The following is a 22,115-nucleotide window of genomic DNA, read 5'->3' as shown; positions in this document are numbered from 1 at the left end:
TGGTACAAGAGACTGACTAATATTGGTCAGGGAAGCTGACCAATGGAGGCCGTCATGGACGAGCAGCAGGCGTGGCGGGTCATCGCGGCACAGCGTGTGGCGATCGCGGATCTCCTCGATGGGCTGACCCCGGAACAGTGGGCCGCACCGTCGCTGTGCGCGGGGTGGACGGTGACCGACGTCGCCGGCCACCTCGCGGCGGTGCTCCGCCCGGCGCCCGCGGGGGCGATGGTCTCGGCGGCCGTCCGTGCCCGCGGCCGGCTGCACGGGATGATCGACCTGCTCTCCCGGGAAGCCGCCGCCGAGTACGGCACCCGCTCGGCCGTCATGCTGCGGGAGGAGGCGGGCGTCACCGCGCTGCCGCGCCTGACCAACTGGCGGAACATCCTGTTCGACACGCAGATCCACGCCCAGGACATCGCCCGCCCGCTCGGGCTGCACCTGCCGATGGACACCGCCGCCGCGGTCCAAGGGGCGGAGCGGATCTGGCGGGTCGGCTACCTGTTCGGCGCGCGGAAGCGGTTCGCGGGCGTGCGCTTCGAGGCCGTCGACGCGGACTGGTCCGCGGGCGACGGCCCCGTCGCGCGCGGTCCGATCGCCGACCTGCTGCTCGTGCTGTCGGGCAGACCCGCCGGCCTGTCCGGGCTCGACGGTGCCGGCGCGCCCCTCGCCGCGGCCCGGCTCGGGGTCGCGCCGTGAGTCGCGCGCCGCTCAGCCGGCCTCAGTCGCTGATCATGTCCTTGACCAGGGGGACGACCTTCTCGCCGTAGAGGGTGATCGACCGCATCAGATCGGCGTGGGTCACGGGCTGGTCGTACTTGAGGTCGAAGCGATCGACGCCGAGTGTGCGCACCGTCGCCGCGATCCGGCGCGCGACCGTCTCCGGCGACCCCACGTACAGCGAACCGGTCTCGACCTCGCGCTCGAAATCGCCCAGCGCGGGCGGCGGCCAGCCCCGCTCGGCGACCATGCGCTGCCGCATCCGCAGCCAGCCGTCGTGGACGAGCGCGCGGGCCTGCTCGTCGGTCTCCGCGATCAGGCCGGGCGAGTGGACGGCGATCGGCTGCGGCGCACCGCCGAACTCGTTCTCGGCCCGCCGGAACAGGTCGGTGTACGCCGCGAAGCGATCCGCCGGGCCACCGATGATCGCCAGGAAGAGGCCGAAGCCGTACCGCGCGGTGCGGACGACGGACTCGGGGCTGCCGCCGACGCCCACCCAGGCGCGGATGCCGTCCGCGGTGGTGGGGAAGACGCGTTGCTCGGACAGGGCCGCGCGCGTGGTGCCCGACCAGGTGACCGGCTCCTCGGTGAGCAGCGCCGCAAGGAGTTCCAGCTTCTCCTCGAACAGCACCTCGTAGTCCTGCAGGTCGTAGCCGAACAGGGGGAAGGACTCGGTGAACGAGCCCCGCCCGGCGACGATCTCGGCCCGGCCGTTCGAGACGGCGTCCAGGGTCGCGAAGCGCTCGAAGACGCGCACGGGATCGTCGGAACTCAGCACGGTCACCGTCGAACCGAGGCGAATGGTCTCGGTGCGCGCCGCGATCGCCGCGAGCACCATCTCCGGGCTCGAGACGGCGAAGTCCGCGCGGTGGTGCTCGCCGACGCCGAAGAAGTCGAGGCCCGCGCCGTCCGCGGCGACGGCCTCCTCGACGAGGTCGCGGATCACCTGGGGATGGGGCAGCGGCTCGCCCTGCGCGTCCTTCGTGACGCCGCCGAACGTGTCCACGCCGAACTCGGGAATCTTCATGTCAGTCATAGTACCGGTGTAAACGGACTGAGGTCCGAATTTGTTCCGGTGATCAGACGACGCCGTGCAGCGGTGGACGCTCCTCGTTCAGAGTGAATCGGCCCAGGTGGTTGACCTTGTAGCGCACCGGGTCGTGCAGGGTGTGCGTGCGCGCGTCCCGCCAGTACCGATCGAGCCCCGCGTCGCCCCCGGCGCTCCGGGTGCCGGACACCTCGAACAGGGCCGACGGCACCTCGGTCGCCGCCCGGTCCGCGAGCACCTTCGCGGTGGCGACGGCGAGGGAGGCCTCGGCGGCGGTGTCGGGCCCGGGGGTGGCGAACGCCGCGTCCACCGCCTGCCCGGCGACGACGAGAGCCGACTCCGCGGCGCGGACCGTCACCGTCAGCTCGCCGAATCGTTGGATCACGAGCGGATCGTCCTGCGCCCGCTCGACGCCCGCCTCGAACCAGGGCCGGGACTTCGTGCGGACGAAGTCGGCCGCGGCCTCGAGCGCGCCGCGGGCGATGCCGGCGTCGATGGCGACGTGCAACAGCTGCGCGAACGCGCCGTAGCCGGTGGGCTCGGCCACCGCGGGGGAGCGGGTGACGACGGCGTCGAGCGGCACGGCCACGTCGTCGAAGCGGACGGTGCCGCTGCCGGTGGTTCGCTGGCCCAGGCCGTTCCAGTCGTCGGCGATGGCGACGCCGGGGGTGTCCGCCGGGACGAAGGCGATGACCTGCTCGCCCGATTCCGTGTCGCGGGCGAGCACCGCGAGGAGGTGCGCGTAGGGCGAACCCGTGCAGTAGAACTTCTCGCCGTCGAGGTGTGCGCCGTCGGGGGTGCGGGTGAGAGTGGTGGCCACGTCGGCGACGGTCCGCCCGCCCCGTTCCGATTGCGCGTTGGCGATCCGGGCCCCGTCGAGCACCTGCTCGAAGACCCTGCGCTGCAGCTCTTCCGGCCCCGCCAGGCGTAGGGCGGTGAGGTACACGTAGTGGCTGTGCGGGATCTGCGCCAGCGAGCCGTCGGCGGTCGCGAGGATGCGGAAGACCTCGGCGACTGCGGACGGCGGCAGGTCGGGCCCGCCGAAGCGGGCGGGCACCGTCAGCGCGAACAGCCCGGCGTCGGACAGGTATTCGACCTCGGCGTGCGGCAGGCGCCGCTCCCGGTCGCGTTCGGCGGCACCGTCGGCGAACCGCGCCGCGAGTTCCCGCGCCGCCTCGACGGCGGCCTCGGCGGAGTCGATCGCGGAAGCGAGGGTCACACCAGTGCCCCGGCGCGGCTCGCCTCGATCTCGCGGACCAGCGGCAGCACCTTCTCACCGAAGTACTCGATCTCCTCCTGGAAGTGCAGGAAGCCGCCCAGGATCAGGTCGACGCCGAGCTCCTTGTACGCGACGATCCGCTCGGCCACCTGTTCCGGCGTGCCGATCAGCTGCGTGCGGAAGCCGTCGTTGTACTGAACGAGGTCCTCGAACGACGAGTCCGCCCACATGCCGCGGCCGTCCGAGGTGGACTTGCCGGCCTGCTGGACCGCGTCCCGGAAGCCCTCGACCGCGGGCTTGTTCGCCTTCTCGACGATCTCGCGGAGGGTGTCGCGCGCCTCCTTCTCGGTGTCGCGGGCGATGATGAAGCCGTTGAGGCCGAACTTGACCTCGCGCTGCGCCTCCCGGGCCACTCGGCGCAGGTCGTCCAGCTGGTCGGTGACGCCGTCGAAATCCTTGCCGTTGGAGAAGTACCAGTCGGCGTACTTGCCGCCGTTGACGCGCGCGGCGGAGGAGTTGCCGCCCTGGAACAGCTCCGGGTTGGGGCGTTCCGCCGTGTTGAGCGGCTTCGGCTTGAGGGTGAAGTCGCGGATCCGGTAGAAGTCGCCGCCGAAGTCGACGTTGTCCTCGGTCCAGATCTTGCGGATCACCTCGAGGAACTCCGCGCTGCGGCGGTAGCGCTCGTCGTGCTCGAGCCAGGGCTCGCCGAGGGCCTTGAACTCGCCGGCGAACCAGCCGGAGACCACGTTGATCGCGAACCGGCCGTTCGAGAGGTGGTCGGCGGTGGCGCCGAACTTGGCGAGGACCGCCGGGTGCCACAGGCCGGGGTGCACGGCGGCGATGACCTTCAGCTTCTCCGTCGCGCCGAGAAGAGCCAGGCTGAACGAGGTGGACTCGTGCTGGTACTCGGCGCCGTAGCTGGCCATGTACCGCACCTGCGAGAGGGCGTACTCGAAACCCACCCGCTCGGCGGTCTGCGCCAGCTTCTTGTTGTACTCGAAGTCCCAGCTGGTGCGCTGCTCGATGTCGCTGGTCACCAGGCCGCCCGAGACGTTGGGCACCCAGTAGGCGAACTTGATCTGGTCGGCGATCTTCTCGGTCGTCATCCGTGCAGTCCTTCTGTGCGGCTAGGAGGTGGGGGAGAGGTCGGGAAGGAAGGCGCCGCGCACGGGCTCCGACGGTGTGTCGGACGCCCCGAGCAGGCCGCGCGCCGCGAGGCGGGGGCGCACGCCCTCGCCGAAGTGGTAGGCCTCCTCCAGGTGCGGGTACCCGGAGAGGATGAAGTGGTCGAGCCCCAGCGCCGCGTACTCGGCGATGAGGTCGGCGACCTCGTCGTGGGAGCCGACGAGCGCCGTGCCCGCGCCGCCGCGGACCAGGCCCACGCCGGTCCACAGGCCCGGATAGACCTGGAGCGAGCGGGCGTCCGCGGCCTCGTCGAAGGCCGCGCCGCCGCCGTGCAGTTCGCGCATGAGGCGCTGGCCCTCGGACTCGCTCTTGGCGAGGTTGGCCTGCGCGGCCCGGACGGCCGCGGGATCGAGGTTGCCCAGCAGCCGGTTGGCCTCGGCCCACGCCTCTTCGCTGGTGTCGCGCGAGATCACGTGCAGGCGGATGCCGTAGGTCAGCTCGCGACCCTGCTCGGCGGCGAGGCCGCGGATCCAGTCCAGCTTCTTCTTCACCTGCGCGGGCGGCTCGCCCCAGGTCAGGTAGGTGTCGGCGTGCTTCGCGGCCACGTCGCCCGCGGCGGGCGAGCTGCCGCCGAAGAAGATCGGCGGGGCCGGATCGGGACGGCGGGCGAGGAGCGCGTTCTCGGCGGAGACGTACTTCCCGGCGACGTTCACCGGCTCGGACGAGGTCCACAGCTGTTTGGTGATGTCGAGGAACTCGCCGCACCGGGCGTAGCGCTCATCCTTGCTGAGCGTGTCGCCGAAGGCGCGCTGCTCGGACGACTCGCCGCCGGTCACCACGTTGAGCAGGACCCGGCCGCCGGACTGCCACTGCAGGGTGCTCGCCATCTGCGCCGAGAGGAGGGGGCTGACCAGGCCCGGGCGTAGTGCGACCAGGAATTTGAGCTTCTCCGTGGACTCGGTGAGGAGCGCGGCGGTGAGCCAGGAGTCCTCGCACCAGAGGCCGGTGGGGATGAGCACGGCCTCGAACTCGTTCGCCTCGGCGGCGAGGGCCAGCTGCTTGAGGTAGTGCAGGTTCGCGGGGCGATCTCCGCTCATGCCACTGCCGTGCCCACCCGCCATGAGGTTCCGCGAGTCGCCGTACGTGGGCAGGAACCAGTGCAGGTGGAGAGGGGTGCGCGAGCTCACGTCGGCCTTCCGTCGGGGGAGCGGGGATACGAAGCGCCAGTCCATCACCGCACGGACGCGGCGGCCAGGTTTCGACTCGTGATGCGTCGAACGTGCACACCTACCGGTCAGTAGCTAAGCTAGGGAAAGAGTTAGTTAGAGTTCCGTAGTGAAATGAGGTGTGTTGGATGTCGATCGAGACGATGCACGGCGGTGACCCCGCCACCAGCGGCGCTGCGGCGGCCGCCCCGGCCGGCGAGCAGGCCGAGCGGCTTCCCCAGGTGATCGCGCGGATCTTCGCCCGGTACGCGGACCGTCCGGCCTTCGCGACTCGCGCGGGCGGCCCCCGTGCCCCCTACGTGAGCGTGACCTACGGGGAGATCTGGCGCCGGGTCACGGCGCTGGCCGCCGCCTGGCAGGGCGAGCTGGCCGCGGGTGACTTCGTCGCGATCCTCGGCTTCACCAGCGCGGACTTCGTGACCGTCGACCTGGCGACCACGCTGTTGGGCGCGCCGAACGTGCCGCTGCAGGCCGGCGCCCCCGCAGCCCGGATCGCCACCATCCTGGACGAGACCAGGCCCACGATCTTGGCGGTCAGCGCCGACCAGGTCGGCCTCGCGGAGCAGGCGCTCGCGGAATCCTCGGCGACGCCCCGCGTCGTCGTCTTCGACGGCGAGCACGACGGCTACGAGGGCATCGAGGCCGACGTCCTCGCGGGCGAGGCCCTGCCCGCGCCCGAGTTCGTCGCGCCCGAGCCGGGAACCGACCCGCTCGTGACGCTGATCTACACCTCGGGCAGCACGGGTACCCCGAAGGGCGCGATGTACACCGAGCAGCTGGTCTCCGACGCCTGGCTCAAGGTGGACAGCATCGTCGACATCGACCTGCCGTCCGAGTCGCTGCTGCACTTCCTGCCCATGAGCCACATGTACGGCCGGAACTGGCTGATCGCCGGCCTGGCCTCCGGCGGCACCGGCTACTTCGCCGGCGCGTCCGACATGTCGACCCTCTTCGACGACCTCGCCGCCGCGCGTCCCACCGCGATCGGCCTCGTCCCGCGCGTGTGCGAGCTGATCCACCAGAGGTTCCTCGCCGTCGAGGCCGAGACCGATACCGAGACCGCGCGCGTCGAGCTGCGGGACCGTGTCCTCGGCGGCCGCCTGCAGGCCGCCATGTGCGGCAGCGCCGCCCTGTCCGCCGAACTGCAGGCCTTCATGGAGTGGCTGCTGGGCATCGACATCCAGATCGGCTACGGCTCCACCGAGGCCGGCGGCGTCATCCGGGACGGCGTGGTGGTCCGCCCGCCGGTCACCGAGTACAAGCTCATCGACGTGCCCGAGCTCGGCTACTTCGTCAGCGACTCCCCGTACCCGCGCGGCGAGCTCCTGGTGAAGTCGACCCAGCTGATTCCGGGGTACTACAACTCCGACAAGCGGATCCGCGACGACGAGGGCTTCTACCGCACCGGCGACGTCATGGCCGAGCTCGCGCCCGACCACCTCGAGTACGTCGACCGCCGCAGCAACGTGATCAAGCTGGCACAGGGCGAGTTCGTGCCGATCGCGCAGCTCGAGGCCACGTACGCCGCCGGACCCGATGTGCACCAGATCTTCCTCTACGGCACCAGTGAGCGCTCCTACCTGCTCGCCGTCGTGGTCCCCGCTCCCGGCCCGGACGGCGAGACCGACGCCGACGCCCGCACCCGGGTGCTCGACGGCCTCGCGGCGATCGCCCGCGAGAAGGACCTGGCCGCGTACGAGCTGCCCCGCGACGTGATCGTCGAGCGCGAACCCTTCTCCCAGGAGAACGGACTGCGCTCGGGTATCGGCAAACTCGTCCGGCCCGCCCTGACCGCCCGCTACGGCGCGGAGTTGACCGCGCTGTACGACGCCGCCGAGGAACGCCGCCGCGAGGGTCTACGCGACCTGGACGCCGACGGCTCCGTGGCGGAGACGGTCGTGCGGGCGGCGGCCCTCACCCTCGGCGTGCTGCCCGAGGAGCTCGACGAGGACACCCGCTTCCTCGACCTGGGCGGCGACTCGCTGTCCGCACTGTCGCTCGCGACGACGCTCGAAGGGGTCTACGACCTGCCCGTGCCGGTGCAGGCCATCGTCGGCCCCACCGCGACGCTGCGCGGCGTCATCGCCCACATCGAGGAGGTCCGGGCGGGCGGCGCGCAGGCGCCCACCGCCGCGTCGATCCACGGCTCCGACGCCGAGGTCGCCCGCGCCTCGGACCTGCGGCTCGACGCCTTCATCGACCCCGCGCTGCTGGCGGCGGCCCCGTCGCTCCCCGCGCCGCACGGCGAGCCCGAGACGGTGCTGCTCACCGGCGGGACCGGCTACCTCGGCCGGTTCCTCCTGCTCGAATGGTTGCGCCGGGTCGCCCCGCACGACGGGACGGTCGTCGCGCTGGTCCGCGCCGCGGACCCCGACGACGCGCGCCGGCGCCTCGCAGACGCGATCGGGACGTCGGATCCCGCGCTGACCGCGGAGTTCGGGGAGCTCGCCGAGCGCCACCTGGAGGTCGTCGTCGGCGACTTCGGCGCACCGTCGCTGGGGCTCGACGCCGCGACCTGGGACGGGCTCGCCGAGCGCGTGGACCACGTGGTGCACTGCGGCGCGATGGTCAATCACGTGCTGCCCTACGACCAGCTGTTCGGCCCGAACGTCGTCGGGACCGCGGAGATCGCCCGGCTCGCACTCACCGTGCGCCGGAAATCGATCGACTACGTCTCGACGGTGGCCGTGGTACCGCAGGACGACGGCCGCCTGCTCGTGGAGGACGACGACGTCCGCGTGGCCGGCGCGGAGCGCCGGATCGGTGCCGAGGCGTACGCGAACGGGTACGCCGTGAGCAAGTGGGCGGGCGAGGTGCTGCTGCGTGAGGCCGCGGACCTCGCGGGCCTGCCGGTGCGGGTCTTCCGCTCCAACATGATCTTGGCGCACAGTCGATTCCGCGGCCAGTACAACCCCGTGGATCAGTTCACCCGGCTGCTGCTGAGCATCGCCGAGACGGGCCTCGCGCCCGCCTCGTTCTCCGCGGACCCGGCCGGGCCGCGTGCGCACTACGACGGCCTGCCGGTGGACTTCACCGCGGAGGCGATCACTCGCCTCGGCGCCGCGGGGCGGACCGGATTCCGCACGTTCCACGTGCTCAACGTCGCCGAGGGCGGCGCGGGGCTCGACGACTTCGTCGACTGGATCGCCGAGGACCGCTCGATCGAGCGGATCGCGGACTACGAGGAGTGGCTCGCGCGGTTCGAGGCGGCGCTGCGTGCCCTGCCCGCGGAGGACCGCCACCGGTCGGTGCTCCCGCTGCTGCACTCCTTCGCCCGGCCGGCCGACGCCGGCGCGGGGACCGCGCTGACCGCCGACCGGTTCCGGGAGGCCGTGCGTTCCGAGAACGTCGGTGGGGGTGACCTTCCGCGCCTCGATCACGCGCTGATCGAGCGCTACCTCGACGGCTTCGTCGCGGCGGGCTGGCTGGCCCGGTGACCTGCCACGGCGGTGCGACGTGGACGCCGCGAAAACGCCCTTCATCCACAACTAAGCGTACGTAACGTTTTTCCTCCACAGGGCCCGCCCCGGACGCCGTCCGGGGCGGGCCCTCCGCGCGACACTCGTCGACGACGGCCGGGATCCGCCGGCCGCGGAATCGACGAGGAGGCGACCATGCCCGGGGTGCTTGTTTTCGCAGCGGGGAACGTCACGAACGACCTGACCTACCGGGAGTCGGCCCGCGATCAGCGGCACGACTTCCTGAGCTTCACGATGGCGGCCAACAACGGTTACCTGGACGACAATGGCGAATGGAAGCAGACCAGCACGGTCTGGCTCAACGTCAAGGCCTTCGGCGCGCTGGCCCGCAACGCGCGCGCCGTGATCGCGAAGGGGCGGCCGGTCATCGTGCACGGCGAGCTCAAGCACGAGACTTTCGACGGCGCGGACGGCCAACGGCACAGCTCGCTGGATCTCAAGGCCGACGCGATCGGACTGAACCTGCGGATGTGCGCGAGCCAGTACGTGGGCACGGGGGAGCGGTACCGCGAGGTCGCCCCGCCGCCGCTCGAGACGGTGAGCGGGACTCCCGAGGCGGGGAGCGCGGTCGTGGACGGCGATGCGGGCGGTGGGGCGGCCGGCCCGGGGCGTGACGGACTGGTCGTCGTGCAGGGCTTCGCGGAGAACGGCGAGGCGGCGGGGCGCGAGCCGGCCGCGGTGGGCGGGGCGCCGGACTTCTAGCGCCCGGCCGCGGGCGGTCATGCCCGGCCGCGGGCGCGTCGGTCGTGGCCGGCGATCGCCACCGGGACGCCGACCGTGTGCAGCACGACGCTGCCCAGCACGACGAGAACGGCGAGGGTGAGCGTCAGGTCGGCGACCGGGCCGTCGGGCAGCGTGTTGAAGGCGATGAGCGCGAAGACGATCGTGGACGTACCCCGGGGGCGGAGCCATCCCAGCTGGAGCACCTGCCTGCGTGGCAGCCCGCTACCGGTCATCGCGACGGCGATCGGGAGGACGCGGAGCACGGTCAGCGCCGCCGCGACGAAGACGATCGTCCGCCAGTCGACACCGTCGAACAGCCCGACCACGGCGACGGACCCGAAGACGAACCACATCGCGGCGGCGAGGAGGAAGCCGACGTCGTCGGTGAGTCCGACGTCGTCGGACGTCTCCGTGCCGCGGCGCAGTCGGTAGACGATGCCGCAGACGAACGCGGCGACGAAGCCGTTGCCGCCGAGCCCCACCGCCGCGGCGTACGTCAGGAGAGGGGTGGCGGCGATCGCGAGCCGCCGGCCGCTCTCGGAGGCGAGCCCGGCCCGCTCGGTGTACTGCACGCCCGCCGCGATCGCCGCGCCCAGCGCCGCGCCGACCGCCAGCGCGATCGCGGCCTGCGGGGCGGCGGCCAGAAGCGCCGGGGCCGGGTCGTCGTCGCCGTGGCCCGGGCCGGCCCAGTACAACGCGAACAGGAACACGGGGGTCACCAGGCCGTCCGTGTATCCCGATTCGACGGTCAGCACGTCGCGGACCCGCGCGGGCACGTGTCGATCGCGCAGCAGCGAGGGCGCCGAGGCGAAATCGATCGGAGCGATGACGCACGCGACCAGCAGCAGCACCGACCACCCGAGATGGGGGAGCAGCAGCCAACCGACGACAACGGACAGCGCCAGTCCGACGGGGATGCCGATCAGCAGCGACCGCGCGACGAGGCGCGGGTGGCGGCCGAGGAGCGAACCCCGAACGTGCGTGGCGTCCACGAACAGCAGCACCGCGAGGATGATCTCGGCGGCCCGCTGCGCCGCTCCGGTGTTCAGCGCTTCGGCGATCGCGCCGTGCGCGCCGATGCCCACCGCGCCGCCCGCCAGGACCATGACCAACGGCGCGGAGACGCCCCACCGGTCCATCCGTCCGGAGAGCAGGCACCAGAGCAGGAAGGTCGCCGCTGCGATGAGGGTCGCCGGAATCACGCCGCGATTATTCCGTACGCGGTTCCTCACATCGCGTGGTGCGCTGGCGTGAGGTCGAGTTCACGGGGCGGACATCGCGGGAACCGGCGGCGCAACATCGGCTGCCTACCTTCGACGCGAAAGAGGTCGTCGACGCACCGGGAGGTCTGGACATGAGCCGATCACACACGATCACGGACTGGGATCCGGAGAACCGGCAGCAGTGGGAATCCGGCGGGGAGAGGATCGCCAAGCGGAACCTGCTGTGGTCCGTCATCGCCGAGCACGTGGGCTTCTCCGTCTGGTCCCTGTGGTCCGTCATGGTCCTGTTCATGCCGCAGGACGTCTACGGACTGAGCACGGCCGACAAGTTCCTCATCGGCGCCACCGCCACCCTCGTCGGCTCCTGCCTGCGGATTCCGTACACGCTGGCCACGGCCCGTTTCGGCGGGCGGAACTGGACGATCTTCAGTGCCTTCGTGCTGGCGGTCCCGGTGATCGCCACGATGCTGATCCTCGCGAACCCGGGGCAGCCCCTGTGGGTGTACCTCGCGTGCGCCGCGCTCACCGGCTTCGGCGGCGGCAACTTCGCGTCGTCCATGACGAACATCAACGCCTTCTTCCCCCAGCGCCTCAAGGGCTGGGCCCTCGGGCTCAACGCGGGCGGCGGCAACATCGGCGTCCCCGCGGTGCAGATCGTCGGGCTGCTCGTCATCGCGACCGTCGGCAACCGCGAGCCCTATTGGGTGTGCGCCGTCTACCTGGTGCTCCTGGCGGTGGCCGGGATCGGCGCCGCGCTGTTCATGGACAACCTGCAGGTCCCGACCGTCGACACCGCCGCGATGCGGTCCGCCACCAAGGACCGCGACACCTGGATCGTCGCCCTGCTCTACATCGGCACCTTCGGCTCGTTCATCGGCTTCTCCTTCGCCTTCGGGCAGGTGCTGCAGGCGACGTTCCGGGCGGGCGGTGAGACGGCAGCGCAGGCCTCGCTGCACGCCGCGCAGATCGCCTTCATCGGCCCACTGCTGGGCTCGGTCTCCCGGGTCTACGGCGGCAAACTCGCCGATCGGCTCGGCGGCGGCCGGGTGACCCTGTACGTCTTCGCCGGGATGATCGCCGCCGGCGGCGTCCTCATCGCGGCGGCCACCACCGCGGGCTCGGGCGCCCCCTCGGGCGCGGTGCTCGGCGCCTACGTCCTCGGCTTCATCGCCCTGTTCCTGCTCAGCGGCCTGGGCAACGGCTCCGTGTACAAGATGATCCCGTCGATCTTCGAGGCGAAGGCCCGCTCGCTCGACGCCGACGAGGCCACGCGCACGCACTACTCCCGCGCGATGTCCGGTGCCGTGATCGGCATCGCGGGCGCGATCGGCGGCCTCGGCGGCGTCGGGATCAACCTGGTCCTGCGCGCCTCCTACCAGTCCTCCGGTACCGCGACCATTGCGTTCTGGGTGTTCGGCGCCTTCTACGTCCTCGCCGCGCTGGTCACCTGGAAGGTGTACGTGCGTACGCCCGCGCCGCGCGGGCATGGGACGCTGGAGCACACGTCGCGCGACGATGCGCTCACCGTCGCCGACACCCGATGACCGTCCCACCGAAGGAGCCCGATCCGATGACCGAGGCGCCGGCCCGCCCCCTTCTCGGATTCACCGTGGCCATTACAGCCGCGCGCCGCGCCGACGAGCTGGCCACCCTGCTCGAGCGGCGCGGCGCCGCCGTGCTCGCGGCGCCCGCGATCGCGATGGTCCCGCTCGCCGACGACGACCGGCTGCGCGCCGCGACCGAGGAACTCCTCGCCACCCCGCCGGACCTGCTGGTCGCGACCACCGGCATCGGCTTCCGCGGCTGGCTCGAGGCGGCCGAGGGCTGGGGGCTCGCGGAGCGGCTGCTCGCGGCGCTCGGCGCCGGCCGGGTCATCTCCCGGGGGCCGAAGGCGACGGGCGCCCTGCGCGCGGCGGGGCTGCGCGAGGAGTGGTCCCCGGAGTCCGAGTCCTCCGCCGAGGTGCTCAGCCACCTCTCCGGCACCGACCTCACCGGGCAGCGCGTCGCGGTCCAACTGCACGGCGCCACGGACAAGTGGGACCCGAACCCCGGCCTGCTCGACGGGCTGCGCTCGCTCGGCGCGGAGATCGTCGAGGTCCCCGTCTACCGCTGGGAGCGTCCCGCCGACCTCACCGGCCTCGACCGGATCGTCGAAGCGATCGCCACCTCCGCCGTCGACGCCGTCACCTTCACCTCCGCGCCCGCCGCCGCCTCGGTGCTCGAGCGCGCCGCTGAGCTCGGGCTCGACGGTGCCGTCCGCGGCGCTCTGACCGGGCCCGTCGTGCCGTACTGCGTGGGCCCGGTGACGGCGACCCCGCTCGACCGCCTCGGCGTCGCCTCCGTCACCCCCGAGCGCATGCGGCTGGGGGCCCTGGCGCGGCTCGTGGAACAGGATCTGCCCACGCGCCGCGCCGACCTCCCCGTCGCGGGCCACCGCCTCGGCCTGCGCGCGCGGGGCGCGGTCGTCGACGGCGAGGAGCGTGAGCTGACGCCCACCTCGATCGTCCTGCTGCGCATGCTCTCCCGCGAGCCCGGAGCCGTCGTCTCCCGCGAGGATCTCCTCGCCGCGCTCGGCGGAGACGATCCGCACGCCGTCGAGGCCGCCGTCGGGCGGCTGCGATCGGGCCTGGGCCACAAGGAGATCGTGGCCACGGTGGTCAAGCGGGGCTACCGCCTCGCGATCGATGAGGAGCACTGACATGGGAACCCTCCTCGTCGCACACGGCACCCGCAGCGAGCACGGCGTCGCGATGGTCGGCGACCTCGCCGCCGCGATGGCCGCGCGCCTGTCCGAGACCGTTCGCGTGGCGTTCGTGGACGTCCTCGGCCCGACCCCCTCGGAGGTCCTCACCGCGCTCGATCACGAGCCCACCGTGGTCGTGCCCGCCTTCCTGTCCAGCGGCTTCCACGTGCGCCACGACCTGCCCCGCGAGGTCGCCGAGTCCGGCCACCGCGCCACCACGGTGACGCCCGCACTCGGCCCGTCCCCGGAGCTCGCCCGCGCGATGCTCGGGCGGCTGCTGGAGTCGGGGTGGCAGCGCGGCGACGCGGTCGTCATGGCCGCCGCCGGCACGCGGGACGTGCACGCGCAGGGCGAGCTGCGGCGGACGGCCGCCGCCCTGTCGGCATTGGTGGGGAGCCGGGTGTCGATCGCCTTCGCCGCGCCCAGCCAGCAGAGCGAGGGCTACCCCTCGGTCCCCGAGGTCGTCGCCCGCGTGCGGTCCGACGGCGCGCCGTCGGTGGCGGTCGCGTCGTACCTGTTGGCGGAGGGGCTGTTCCAGCAGCGCCTGCGCGACTCCGGCGCCGACGTGGTCGCCGAACCGCTGGGTCTGCACCCGTCGGTGGTGCGCCTCGCCTGCCTGCGTCGCAGCCACGCCGGACTGGCCGCGCCGACGGTCCCGGAAGTGGTCGTCGGGAACTGACCTCGCGGCGGTTCCCGGCGCGGTTCAGGACAGGTTCTGCACGACGAAGATCGCGCCCCACAGCAGCGCGCTGACCACCGCGAGCGTGAGCGCGACCAGGGCGAGCGCCGTCGCTGCGGAGATCTTCCGCGGCCGTCCGCCGGCGTGGGCCGACGGCGCGGCGGAGTCCTGCGGGGCGGCATCCGGTGCGGGCGCGAGGGCCGCCGCGAGCGCCCGGGCGAAATCGCCCGCGGACTGGAATCGGAACGCCGGGTCGCGCGAGGTCGCCCGCGTGAGCGCGGCCTCGAGACCCGGGCCCAGATCGGGCCGCGCCCGGCGGGCGTTGGCGATGCCGAAGGAGTTCGGCGCGGTCCCGGTGAGGAGCGTGTACGCGGTGCTGGCCAGCGAGAACACCTCGGACCGCGCATCGGGCGGGGATCCCGCGAAGATCTCCGGTGCGGCATGCGCGCCGGTGTCGGGGGAGTCGCCGAGGGAGGCCGGGGCGGCGAGGACGATGCGGCCGTCGGCCTGCGCGATGATCGCCGCGGGGCTGATCCGGCCGTGCGGGTGTCCCTCGGTCAGTAGGCGGTCCACCTCGGCCGCCGCCTCCGCGACGGCGCGGGCGACCCGGTCCGCGGGCAGCGGTCCGGTCGCGCGGACCAGGGTCGCGAAGTCATCGCCGTCGGTCATCCGATGCCCCGGTTCAGGATCCGCTGAGGAACAGGGCCATGAAGCCCGCCGCGGCCAGGACGACCAGCAGGAGGAAGACGATCGGCAGCGCGGCCTCGGGGATCTCGAACGGGCGGCTCGGGGCCGACGGCTCCGGGGGTGCGGGGACGTCGACGACCAACTGGGGCTCCGGCAGGGGCGCCGGGGACCGCACCGGTATCGCTGACGCGTGCACGGGCTGCTCGAGAGCTTCCGCCAGCGCCTCGGCGAACGCGGTCGCCGTCGCGAACCTCAGCTCCGGCGTCCGAGCGGTCGCCTGGAGTAGGACGCCGTCGACACCGGGGCCGAGATCGGGCCGATCCCGGCGCACCGTCGCGAACCCGTACGGATTCGGCGAGTGGCCCGTCAGCAGCGTGTACGTGGTGCTCCCGAGGGAGTACACCTCGGACTGCCCGGTGATGAGTCCGGTGTCGTGGATCTCCGGCGCCGCGTACAACAGCGCCTCGTCGCTGTCCGGTACGTCGATCAGTCGCGGGGTCCCCGCGGCATCGACGGACAGTGCCGCCGGGCTGATCCGCCCGTGCGGTGTGCCGGCGCGTCCGCGGGCATCGATGACGGGCGCGATCGAGCCGATGAGGTACCCGACGTCGGCGGCCGCCATGGGACGCCGGTCGTGCAGTCGAACGGAAGGGTCGCCGGGACCTGTCATCGCCTACTCCTTCAGCTGTCAGGAGCAGAGTAGCGGTGGTGCGATCACACAGCGCGGGGACGGGGACGGAAGCCGAAGCGCACCTCGGGCGAGTTCGCGACGAAGACGACGCCGTCGAGCGAGATCCGCGTGTCGTACACGGGGATCGAGACGCCCGGAGCGTCGAGGCAGCGGCCGTCGAGCAGGCTGAAGGCCTGCTTCTTCAGCGGCGACTGGACCACGGGGAATCCGCCCCGGTCGCCGACGATCCCGCGGGACATCACCGCCGCCCGGCCGATGGGGTCGATGTTGCCGATCGCGCGGATGCTGTCGTCCGCCAGCCGGAACAGGGCCACCTGGGCCCCGTCGGGCAGCAGGACGGCCACGCCGCGCAGCGGCTCCAGCCGGGCGGCGGGGCACGCCGCCGTCCAGTCGCGGGTCCAGCGGTGCAGGTCGAAGGGTGCGGTGGTCATGCGCGGTCCTCCCTCGGGGGCATGGACGGGGTGGGGGTGCCCAGCAGGATCGGCACCTTGCGGCCGTTCTTCTCGCCGAAGTCGACGGTCGGATCGGGGGCGCCGGGGGCGTTGACGAAGGAGACGAACCGGGCGAGCTTGTCGGGGTCGTCCAGGACGCCCTTCCACTCGCAGGCGTAGCCGTCGACGTGCCGCTCGACGGTGGCCTCGAAGTCCGCGCCCAGGCCGAGCGCGTCGTCGATGACGACCTCGCGGAGGCGGTCCATGCCGAGGTCCTCGACCCACGGCGCCGTCCGCTGGAGCCGGTCGGCCGTGCGGATGTAGTACATGAGGAACCGGTCGACGTACCGGATCAGGGTCTCCCGGTCGAGGTCGCCCGCGAGGAGCTGCGCGTGTTTCGGCGTCATGCCCCCGTTTCCGCCGACGTACAGGTTCCAGCCGGACTCGGTGGCGATCACGCCGACGTCCTTGCCGCGGGCCTCCGCGCACTCACGGGCGCACCCTGAGACGCCCATCTTGATCTTGTGCGGCGACCGCAGCCCCCGGTAGCGGAGCTCGAGGTCGATGGCCATCTGCACCGAGTCCTGCTGGCCGTACCGGCACCAGTCGCTGCCCACGCAGCTCTTCACGGTGCGCAGCGACTTGCCGTAGGCCTGACCGGATTCCATGCCGGCGTCCACGAGGCGCCGCCAGATCAGCGGCAGCTGGTCGACGGTGGCGCCGAACAGGTCGATCCGCTGGCCACCGGTGATCTTGGTGTACAGCCCGAAGTCGCGGGCGATCTCGCCGATCACGATGAGCTGCTCGGCGGTGACGTCGCCGCCCGGCATGCGCGGCACCACCGAGTAGGTGCCGTTGCGCTGGATGTTCGCGAGGAAGTGATCGTTGCTGTCCTGCAGCGACGCCTGCTCGCCGGAGTGGATGTGGTCCGAGCTGGTGGACGCGAGGATCGACGCCACCGTCGGCTTGCAGAGGTCGCAGCCCGTGCCCGACCCGAACCGCTCGATCAGGCCCGAGAAGGTGCGGATGCCGCTCGCCTGGACCAGCTCGAAGAGTTCCGCGCGGGACTGGGTGAAGTGCTCGCACAGCGACTTCGACACCGTGACGCCTTCGGCCTCCAGCAGCTGCGAGAGGAGCGGCACGCACGATCCGCAGGACGTGCCCGCGTTCGTGCAGCCCTTGAGTTCGGCGACGGTGCACGCCCCGTCGGCGATCGCCGAACACAGCGTGCCCTTGGAGACGTCGTTGCACGAGCAGACCTGCGCCGCATCGGGGAGCGCGCCGATGCCGATGCCGGGTGAGTCGCCGCCGGCGGGCGCGATGAGCGAGACCGGGTCGCCCGGCAGCGACGACCCGACGAGCGGGCGCAGCACGCCGTACTGCGAGGCGTCGCCGACCAGCACGCCGCCGAGCAGCGTCGTCGCGTCGTCGGAGAGCACGAGCTTGGCGTAGGTGCCGCCGATCGGGTCACTGACGACCACATCGAGCGCGCCCGGGGTGGCGCCGTGGGCATCGCCGAACGAGGCCACGTCGACGCCGAGGAGCTTGAGCTTGGTGGACAGATCCGCGCCGGGGAACCGGGCGTCGCCGCCGAGCAGGCGGTCGGCGACCACCTCGGCCGTCGCGTAGCCGGGGCCGACGAGGCCGTAGCAGCGGCCCTCGATCGCGGCGACCTCGCCGATCGCGTACACAGCGGAATCCGAGGTGACGCAGGAGAGGTCGGTGAGGACGCCGCCGCGTTCGGCGAGGTCGAGCCCGGCTTCGCGGGCCAGCTCGTCGCGCGGGCGGACGCCCGCGGCGAAGACCACGACGGCCGCGTCCACGACGCTCTCGTCCTTGAGCGTCACCGCCAACCCGTGCTCGCCGGCGGCGATGTCGGTGGTGCCGGACGACAGGGTGATGTCGATGCCGAGGTCGCCGATCATCCGCGCCAGGTGCTCGCCGCCGCCGGTGTCGACCTGCTGCGGCATCAGCCGGGGGTTGACCTCGACGACGTGGGGGCGCAGGCCGAGCGTGCGCAGCGCGTTCGCGGCCTCCAGGCCGAGCAGGCCGCCGCCGACCACCATGCCGACGGCCTCGGTGGAGCGGGCGAGCGCCGCGTCGGCGTCGGCGCGGATCGCATCGAGGTCGTCGAGGGTGCGGTAGACGTGGCAGCCCGGCAGGTCGTGGCCGGGGACCGGCGGGACGAAGGCGTACGAGCCGGTCGCGAGCACCAGCGCGTCGTATGCGACGGGGCCGTCGGCCGTCGTCACCGTCCGCGCGGCCCGGTCGATGCCGGTCACCCGCGCCCCGAGCCGCAGCTCGACCAGCGGATCGCCGGCGTAGTCGTTGCCCGCGAGCGCCAGTTCGGAGCGGTCCCACGTGCCGACGTAGGACGAGAGCCCCACCCGGTCGTAGGCGCCGTCGGCCTCCTCGCCCAGGACGACGATCCGCCAGGCCCCCGCCTCGTCGCGGGCGCGCAGCGCCTCCACGAACCTGTGCCCGACCATGCCGTGACCCACCACGACGACGGTGCGCTGGGTGACCATGGACCTCTCCTCTCGCCGGAACCGTTGGCACCGAATGTAAGGAGGTGGTGTTGCGGGGTTGTGCCGCCGTGTTGCCCGTCGATCACGCCTTCCTCACGGAGAGCGTCGCGCGGTCGTGAGGAGGGTCAGGCCAGGCGTTCGACGAGGTCGCCGGGCTGCGCCAGCGGGGGCACCAGCGCGATGGCGCGGCGCCCGGCGGCGTCGCGGAGGTGCGGGGTCGCCACCGTGGCGGGCATGCGCCACCGTCCGGCCCCGTCGGGCTCGACGGGGAGCATGCGCCACCGGTCGTCGGGGTTGGGATCGGCGAGGGCGAGCAGCTCCGCGGCGGGCGGGGTCTCGCGCAGCAGCGCCGCACGCAGCGGCTTCGCGAGGAGCGCGGCCCCGAGCAGGGCCGCCATCGGGTTGCCGCCCAGGCCGAGCACGATCGGGCCGTCCGGCACCGTCGCCACGAGGAGGGAGCCGCCGGGGCGGACGTCCACCCCGTCGACCAGTAGCGTGGCGCCGGCCTCGGCGAGGGCGCCCCGCAGCCGGTCCGCGGCGCCGCGTCCGGTGGCGCCGATGACGGCGACGACGTCGGCACCGTCGGGCAGGATGGCGGCGCGGAAGGAGGCGGGCGCGTCCGGCAGGTGTGGGCCGCGGAGCACGCGCGCGCCGGAGGCCTCGAAGACCGCCGCGACGGGGCCCCAGGCGGTCTCGGGGAGGCCCGCGCGGCCCGCGGCCCCGACCTCGTCGCCGGAGGTGTGCAGGCGGATCCGCACGGGTCCGCGGGCGGCGATTGCGGTCACGCCGGCGGCGGTGGCCAGCGAGACCAGCGCCGGGTCGATCGCGGCGCCCGCCGGGGCCAGCGTCGCGCCGTCCGGCCACGCGGATCCGGCCGGGCGGACGTCGTTGCGGGCGGTATCGGTGCAGTTCAGAGCAGACCCGTCGGTGACGATCTCCTCGTCGCGGATCACCCGCTCGGCCCCCGCGGGCAGGCGCGCGCCGGTCGCGATCCGTACCGCGGTACCGGGGTCCAGCGGCGGGGCGGCGTGCCCGGCGAGCGCGGCGCCGTCGACGGGGCGCCAGGGCGGCTGGCCCGCCACGGCCCAGCCGTCCATCGCGGACTGGTCGAAGGGCGGGAACGGCGCGGCCGCGACCAGCGGCTCCGCGAGCGCGGCACCCGGCGCCGGCGGCCCGCCGGCCGCCGGAAGCGCAGGGAGGGCGGCCCGCAGGAGGCGGCGGATCGCGAGGGGAGACCTCTCGGCGCGCGCCAGGTCCTCGGGGGTGTCGGCGTCCTCGAGCGGGAGGCGCAGCCGGGGCGCGTCGGGCGGGAGGATCGCGCGGACGGGGGCGTTCTCGGCGCTGCCGATCCCGGCGATCCCGGCGATCGCGGCGCGGAGGGCGGCGGCGTCCCACACCGCCAGCAGGTACTGGGGTCGCCCGTGCGGGTCCTCGGCGAGCGCGACCGGCGCCGCGGTCTCGGCGCGGAGCGCGGCGAGGCGCGCCAGGGTCGACGGTTCCACCTCGGGCAGGTCCGCGGCGAGCACCGCGACCGTCCGCGCTGTCGCGGGAACGGCGGCGAGCCCCGCCGCGATCGCGGCGAGGGGACCACCGCCGGGCGGGTCCTCGCGGACCACGACGACGTGCTCCGGCACGGCGCGGGGCGGCCCCACCACGACGATGGAGGCCCCGCCGGCCGCGCTGATCGCGGCGTCGAGCAACCGGCGGCCGCCGACCACGAGCTCGGGCTTGTCGAGCCCGAGGCGACGGGCTGCGCCACCGGCCACGACGACGGCCGCGTCGCAGGACGCGGCCGGGTCGTGGTCAGTAGACGTCACGCACGTATCTCCGTTCGGCGGACAGCGCCGCCAGGTAGGCGTCCGCGCTGCGCGGGGCCATGTGGCCGTGTTCGGCGACGATACCGCGCAGGGTCTCGTCCACGTCGCGGGCCATGCGCGCCGCGTCGCCGCACACGTAGAGGTGCGCGCCGGCCCGGATCCATTCCCACAGTTCGGCGGCGTGCTCGCGCATCCGGTCCTGCACGTACACCTTCCGATCCGAGTCCCGGGAGAACGCGGTGTCGAGCCGCGTGAGCACCCCGTCCGCGGCGAGGCCGTCGAGCTCCCTGCGGTAGTAGAAGTCGCTGGCCTCGTGCTGCTCGCCGAAGAACAGCCAGTTCGGCCCCGTGGCGCCGCTGCGTGCCCGGTCGTGCAGGAATCCGCGGAAGGGCGCGATGCCGGTGCCCGGGCCGATCATGATCGCCGGTGCGTCGGCGTCCTCCGGCGGCAGGAAGGCGCGGGTCGGCTGGACGAAGACGTCCACCTCTCCGTCGGCGTCGAGGCCGGCGAGGTGCGTCGAGCAGGCGCCGCCGCGGCGCCTGCCGTCGTGGTCGAAGCCGACGACGGAGACGGTGATCGAGACGCGATCGGGATCCTCGCGCGGGCTCGACGAGATCGAGTACAGGCGGGGCGTGAGCGGCCGCAACAGCGCCTCCCACTCCGCCGGATCTGCCTGCACCGGATGCGCGGCGAGGAGGTCGAGCAGCTGCCGACCCCAGGTCCACGAGGCGAACGTCGTGGGCTCGTCGAGGACCTCGCGCAGCTCGTCGCCCACCTCGCAGCGGTCTGCGACGAAGCGCAGTAGCTCGGGGGTGATCCGGGTGAGGTCCTTGCGGTCCAGGCCGGGGGCGTCGCGGTGCACGCCGGTGCGGGCGCAGAACTCCTCGATCACGGCGCCCGAGTTCACCGGCCAGACCCCCAGGGCGTCGCCGGCGCGGTAGGAGAGCGCGGCGGCGGGGAGCTCGAAGGTGAAGCGGCGCACGTCCTTCGCCGAACCGTCGCCGGAGAGCCGCTCGGATTCCAGCAGGCGGGTGCGCAACGGATGGGTGCGGGAGTAGCCGGTCGTCTCCGGTGCCGCAGGCTGCGGCGGCGCGGCCTCCGGGTCCAGGGCGGACACCACCGCGCCGAGCCAGGCGGCGGCGGTCTCGGCGTAGTCGGGCTCGCAGGAGGCGCGCGGGGCGAGCCGGGCGCCCCCGAGGTGCTCGAGCCGGGCGTCGAGCTTGCGGGCGAAGCCGCAGAAGTCGGCGTACGAGGGGTCGCCGAATCCGAGGACGGAGAACCGCAGGCCGTCCAGGTCGCCGGGCTCCGCCCCGGCCAGCGCGTCCCACAGCGCGACGCCGTTGTCGGGGGCCTCGCCGTCGCCGGTCGTGGCGACCAGGAACAACACGGTGCCCGTCAGCTGTGCGGGCGAAACCTGTTCGGCGCCGAGGACCGTCGCCGTCATGCCAGCGCCGCGCAGCGCCGCGACGCAGTCCGTCGCGTAGGCCTCGGCCGTGCCCGTCTGCGATGCCCAGACGACGGTCACCGTCGCGGCCGGGGCCTGCGGGGCGCCGCCGAACACGCCCGCCAGGACACCCTCGAGCCAGGCGCGCGCGATCGGGGCGAGCGGGGCGTCGCCGGGCACCGTCGGCACCCCGGACGGGGGCGCGGCGCTCAGGCCCGTGAGCAGGCCGCCGAGGTAGCCGGACGCCTCCGCGGTCAGTTCGCCCGGGCCCGAGGCGTACGGCGCGAGCGCCGCCGCGAGCGGGGACACCGGCGTCTTGACGGGGGCGGGCG

Annotated in this window: 17 protein-coding genes; 6 read left to right on the top strand and 11 right to left on the bottom strand. The window is 73.3% G+C overall.

Annotation, left to right across the window (positions count from 1 at the left end; all coding sequences use genetic code 11):
* The first annotated feature begins 54 nt into the window (after positions 1-54).
* Positions 55-699 carry a maleylpyruvate isomerase family mycothiol-dependent enzyme gene (locus ACM9LD_RS13165; RefSeq protein WP_415677093.1) on the top strand — a complete coding sequence of 215 codons (645 nt, stop codon included), beginning with the start codon at positions 55-57 and terminating at the stop codon, positions 697-699.
* 22 nt (positions 700-721) lie between these two features.
* Here the strand turns inward: ACM9LD_RS13165 and ACM9LD_RS13160 are convergent, their stop codons facing one another.
* From ACM9LD_RS13160 to ACM9LD_RS13145, 4 genes are read right to left on the bottom strand one after another with little or no spacing between them, the layout of a single operon-like run.
* A complete protein-coding gene (locus tag ACM9LD_RS13160) occupies positions 722-1,756 on the bottom strand; it encodes an Atu2307/SP_0267 family LLM class monooxygenase (protein WP_415677092.1) in 1,035 nt (344 codons plus the stop codon).
* 43 nt (positions 1,757-1,799) lie between these two features.
* Entirely contained in the window at positions 1,800-2,987 is a 1,188-nt protein-coding gene (locus ACM9LD_RS13155) for an SfnB family sulfur acquisition oxidoreductase (protein ID WP_415677091.1), read from the bottom strand.
* Positions 2,984-4,093 (bottom strand): dimethylsulfone monooxygenase SfnG, encoded by a 1,110-nt coding sequence (sfnG, locus tag ACM9LD_RS13150; RefSeq protein ID WP_415677090.1) that lies wholly within the window; start codon positions 4,091-4,093, stop codon positions 2,984-2,986. Before sfnG ends, ACM9LD_RS13155 begins: the two co-directional genes overlap by 4 nt.
* A gap of 21 nt (positions 4,094-4,114) precedes the next feature.
* A complete protein-coding gene (locus tag ACM9LD_RS13145; protein ID WP_415677205.1) occupies positions 4,115-5,233 on the bottom strand; it encodes an LLM class flavin-dependent oxidoreductase in 1,119 nt (372 codons plus the stop codon).
* A 233-nt stretch (positions 5,234-5,466) separates the two neighbouring features.
* Here ACM9LD_RS13145 and car point away from each other — a divergent pair, with 233 nt between their 5' ends.
* On the top strand, positions 5,467-8,775 hold the full coding sequence (gene car / locus ACM9LD_RS13140; protein ID WP_415677089.1) for a carboxylic acid reductase: 3,309 nt from the start codon (positions 5,467-5,469) through the stop codon (positions 8,773-8,775).
* A 177-nt stretch (positions 8,776-8,952) separates the two neighbouring features.
* Entirely contained in the window at positions 8,953-9,519 is a 567-nt protein-coding gene (locus tag ACM9LD_RS13135; protein WP_415677088.1) for a single-stranded DNA-binding protein, read from the top strand.
* Positions 9,520-9,536: 17 nt separating this feature from the next.
* Here the strand turns inward: ACM9LD_RS13135 and ACM9LD_RS13130 are convergent, their stop codons facing one another.
* Entirely contained in the window at positions 9,537-10,742 is a 1,206-nt protein-coding gene (locus ACM9LD_RS13130; RefSeq protein WP_415677087.1) for a cation:proton antiporter domain-containing protein, read from the bottom strand.
* A gap of 152 nt (positions 10,743-10,894) precedes the next feature.
* Between ACM9LD_RS13130 and ACM9LD_RS13125 the strand changes: the two genes are divergently transcribed.
* Genes ACM9LD_RS13125 through ACM9LD_RS13115 form a run of 3 tightly spaced genes read left to right on the top strand, consistent with a single transcriptional unit; the run spans position 10,895 to position 14,185 of the window.
* On the top strand, positions 10,895-12,307 hold the full coding sequence (locus ACM9LD_RS13125; protein WP_415677086.1) for a nitrate/nitrite transporter: 1,413 nt from the start codon (positions 10,895-10,897) through the stop codon (positions 12,305-12,307).
* A 26-nt stretch (positions 12,308-12,333) separates the two neighbouring features.
* Complete coding sequence (locus ACM9LD_RS13120; RefSeq protein WP_415677085.1) at positions 12,334-13,461, top strand: uroporphyrinogen-III synthase; 1,128 nt, start codon at positions 12,334-12,336, stop codon at positions 13,459-13,461.
* A gap of 1 nt (position 13,462) precedes the next feature.
* Complete coding sequence (locus ACM9LD_RS13115) at positions 13,463-14,185, top strand: sirohydrochlorin chelatase (protein ID WP_415677084.1); 723 nt, start codon at positions 13,463-13,465, stop codon at positions 14,183-14,185.
* A gap of 24 nt (positions 14,186-14,209) precedes the next feature.
* Here the strand turns inward: ACM9LD_RS13115 and ACM9LD_RS13110 are convergent, their stop codons facing one another.
* The 6 genes from ACM9LD_RS13110 to ACM9LD_RS13085 form a co-directional block, all read right to left on the bottom strand.
* Positions 14,210-14,854, bottom strand: coding sequence for a hypothetical protein (locus tag ACM9LD_RS13110; protein WP_415677083.1), 645 nt, complete (start codon positions 14,852-14,854; stop codon positions 14,210-14,212).
* Positions 14,855-14,867: 13 nt separating this feature from the next.
* Complete coding sequence (locus ACM9LD_RS13105; protein ID WP_415677082.1) at positions 14,868-15,542, bottom strand: protein kinase family protein; 675 nt, start codon at positions 15,540-15,542, stop codon at positions 14,868-14,870.
* A 44-nt stretch (positions 15,543-15,586) separates the two neighbouring features.
* Positions 15,587-15,994 (bottom strand): nitrite reductase small subunit NirD, encoded by a 408-nt coding sequence (gene nirD / locus ACM9LD_RS13100; RefSeq protein WP_415677081.1) that lies wholly within the window; start codon positions 15,992-15,994, stop codon positions 15,587-15,589.
* Positions 15,991-18,522, bottom strand: a complete 2,532-nt coding sequence (gene nirB / locus ACM9LD_RS13095) for a nitrite reductase large subunit NirB (RefSeq protein ID WP_415677080.1) — start codon at positions 18,520-18,522, stop codon at positions 15,991-15,993. The genes nirD and nirB overlap by 4 nt, the downstream gene beginning before the upstream one ends.
* Positions 18,523-18,647: 125 nt before the next feature.
* The gene (locus ACM9LD_RS13090; protein WP_415677079.1) at positions 18,648-20,339 is read right to left on the bottom strand and encodes an NTP transferase domain-containing protein; all 1,692 of its coding nucleotides are present in this window, start codon (positions 20,337-20,339) and stop codon (positions 18,648-18,650) included.
* On the bottom strand, positions 20,326-22,115 hold a 1,790-nt coding region (locus tag ACM9LD_RS13085; RefSeq protein ID WP_415677078.1), incomplete at its 5' end, for a diflavin oxidoreductase. The genes ACM9LD_RS13090 and ACM9LD_RS13085, both read right to left, overlap by 14 nt.

This window comes from Tsukamurella hominis, from assembly GCF_965137015.1.
GTDB classification, from domain to species: domain Bacteria; phylum Actinomycetota; class Actinomycetes; order Mycobacteriales; family Mycobacteriaceae; genus Tsukamurella; species Tsukamurella hominis.
The sequence above is the reverse complement of the archived record's forward strand: the minus strand, read 5'-3'. Positions and strand labels throughout refer to the sequence as shown.

Coding starts and splice junctions, on each gene's coding strand:
- ACM9LD_RS13110 (WP_415677083.1), bottom strand. CDS start 14,854: ATGACCGACGGCGATGACTTCGCGACCCTGGTCCGCGCGACCGGACCG.
- nirB (WP_415677080.1), bottom strand. CDS start 18,522: ATGGTCACCCAGCGCACCGTCGTCGTGGTGGGTCACGGCATGGTCGGG.
- sfnG (WP_415677090.1), bottom strand. CDS start 4,093: ATGACGACCGAGAAGATCGCCGACCAGATCAAGTTCGCCTACTGGGTG.
- ACM9LD_RS13105 (WP_415677082.1), bottom strand. CDS start 15,542: ATGACAGGTCCCGGCGACCCTTCCGTTCGACTGCACGACCGGCGTCCC.
- ACM9LD_RS13160 (WP_415677092.1), bottom strand. CDS start 1,756: ATGACTGACATGAAGATTCCCGAGTTCGGCGTGGACACGTTCGGCGGC.
- car (WP_415677089.1), top strand. CDS start 5,467: ATGTCGATCGAGACGATGCACGGCGGTGACCCCGCCACCAGCGGCGCT.
- ACM9LD_RS13115 (WP_415677084.1), top strand. CDS start 13,463: ATGGGAACCCTCCTCGTCGCACACGGCACCCGCAGCGAGCACGGCGTC.
- ACM9LD_RS13120 (WP_415677085.1), top strand. CDS start 12,334: ATGACCGAGGCGCCGGCCCGCCCCCTTCTCGGATTCACCGTGGCCATT.
- ACM9LD_RS13145 (WP_415677205.1), bottom strand. CDS start 5,233: ATGGCGGGTGGGCACGGCAGTGGCATGAGCGGAGATCGCCCCGCGAAC.
- ACM9LD_RS13135 (WP_415677088.1), top strand. CDS start 8,953: ATGCCCGGGGTGCTTGTTTTCGCAGCGGGGAACGTCACGAACGACCTG.
- ACM9LD_RS13125 (WP_415677086.1), top strand. CDS start 10,895: ATGAGCCGATCACACACGATCACGGACTGGGATCCGGAGAACCGGCAG.
- ACM9LD_RS13165 (WP_415677093.1), top strand. CDS start 55: ATGGACGAGCAGCAGGCGTGGCGGGTCATCGCGGCACAGCGTGTGGCG.
- nirD (WP_415677081.1), bottom strand. CDS start 15,994: ATGACCACCGCACCCTTCGACCTGCACCGCTGGACCCGCGACTGGACG.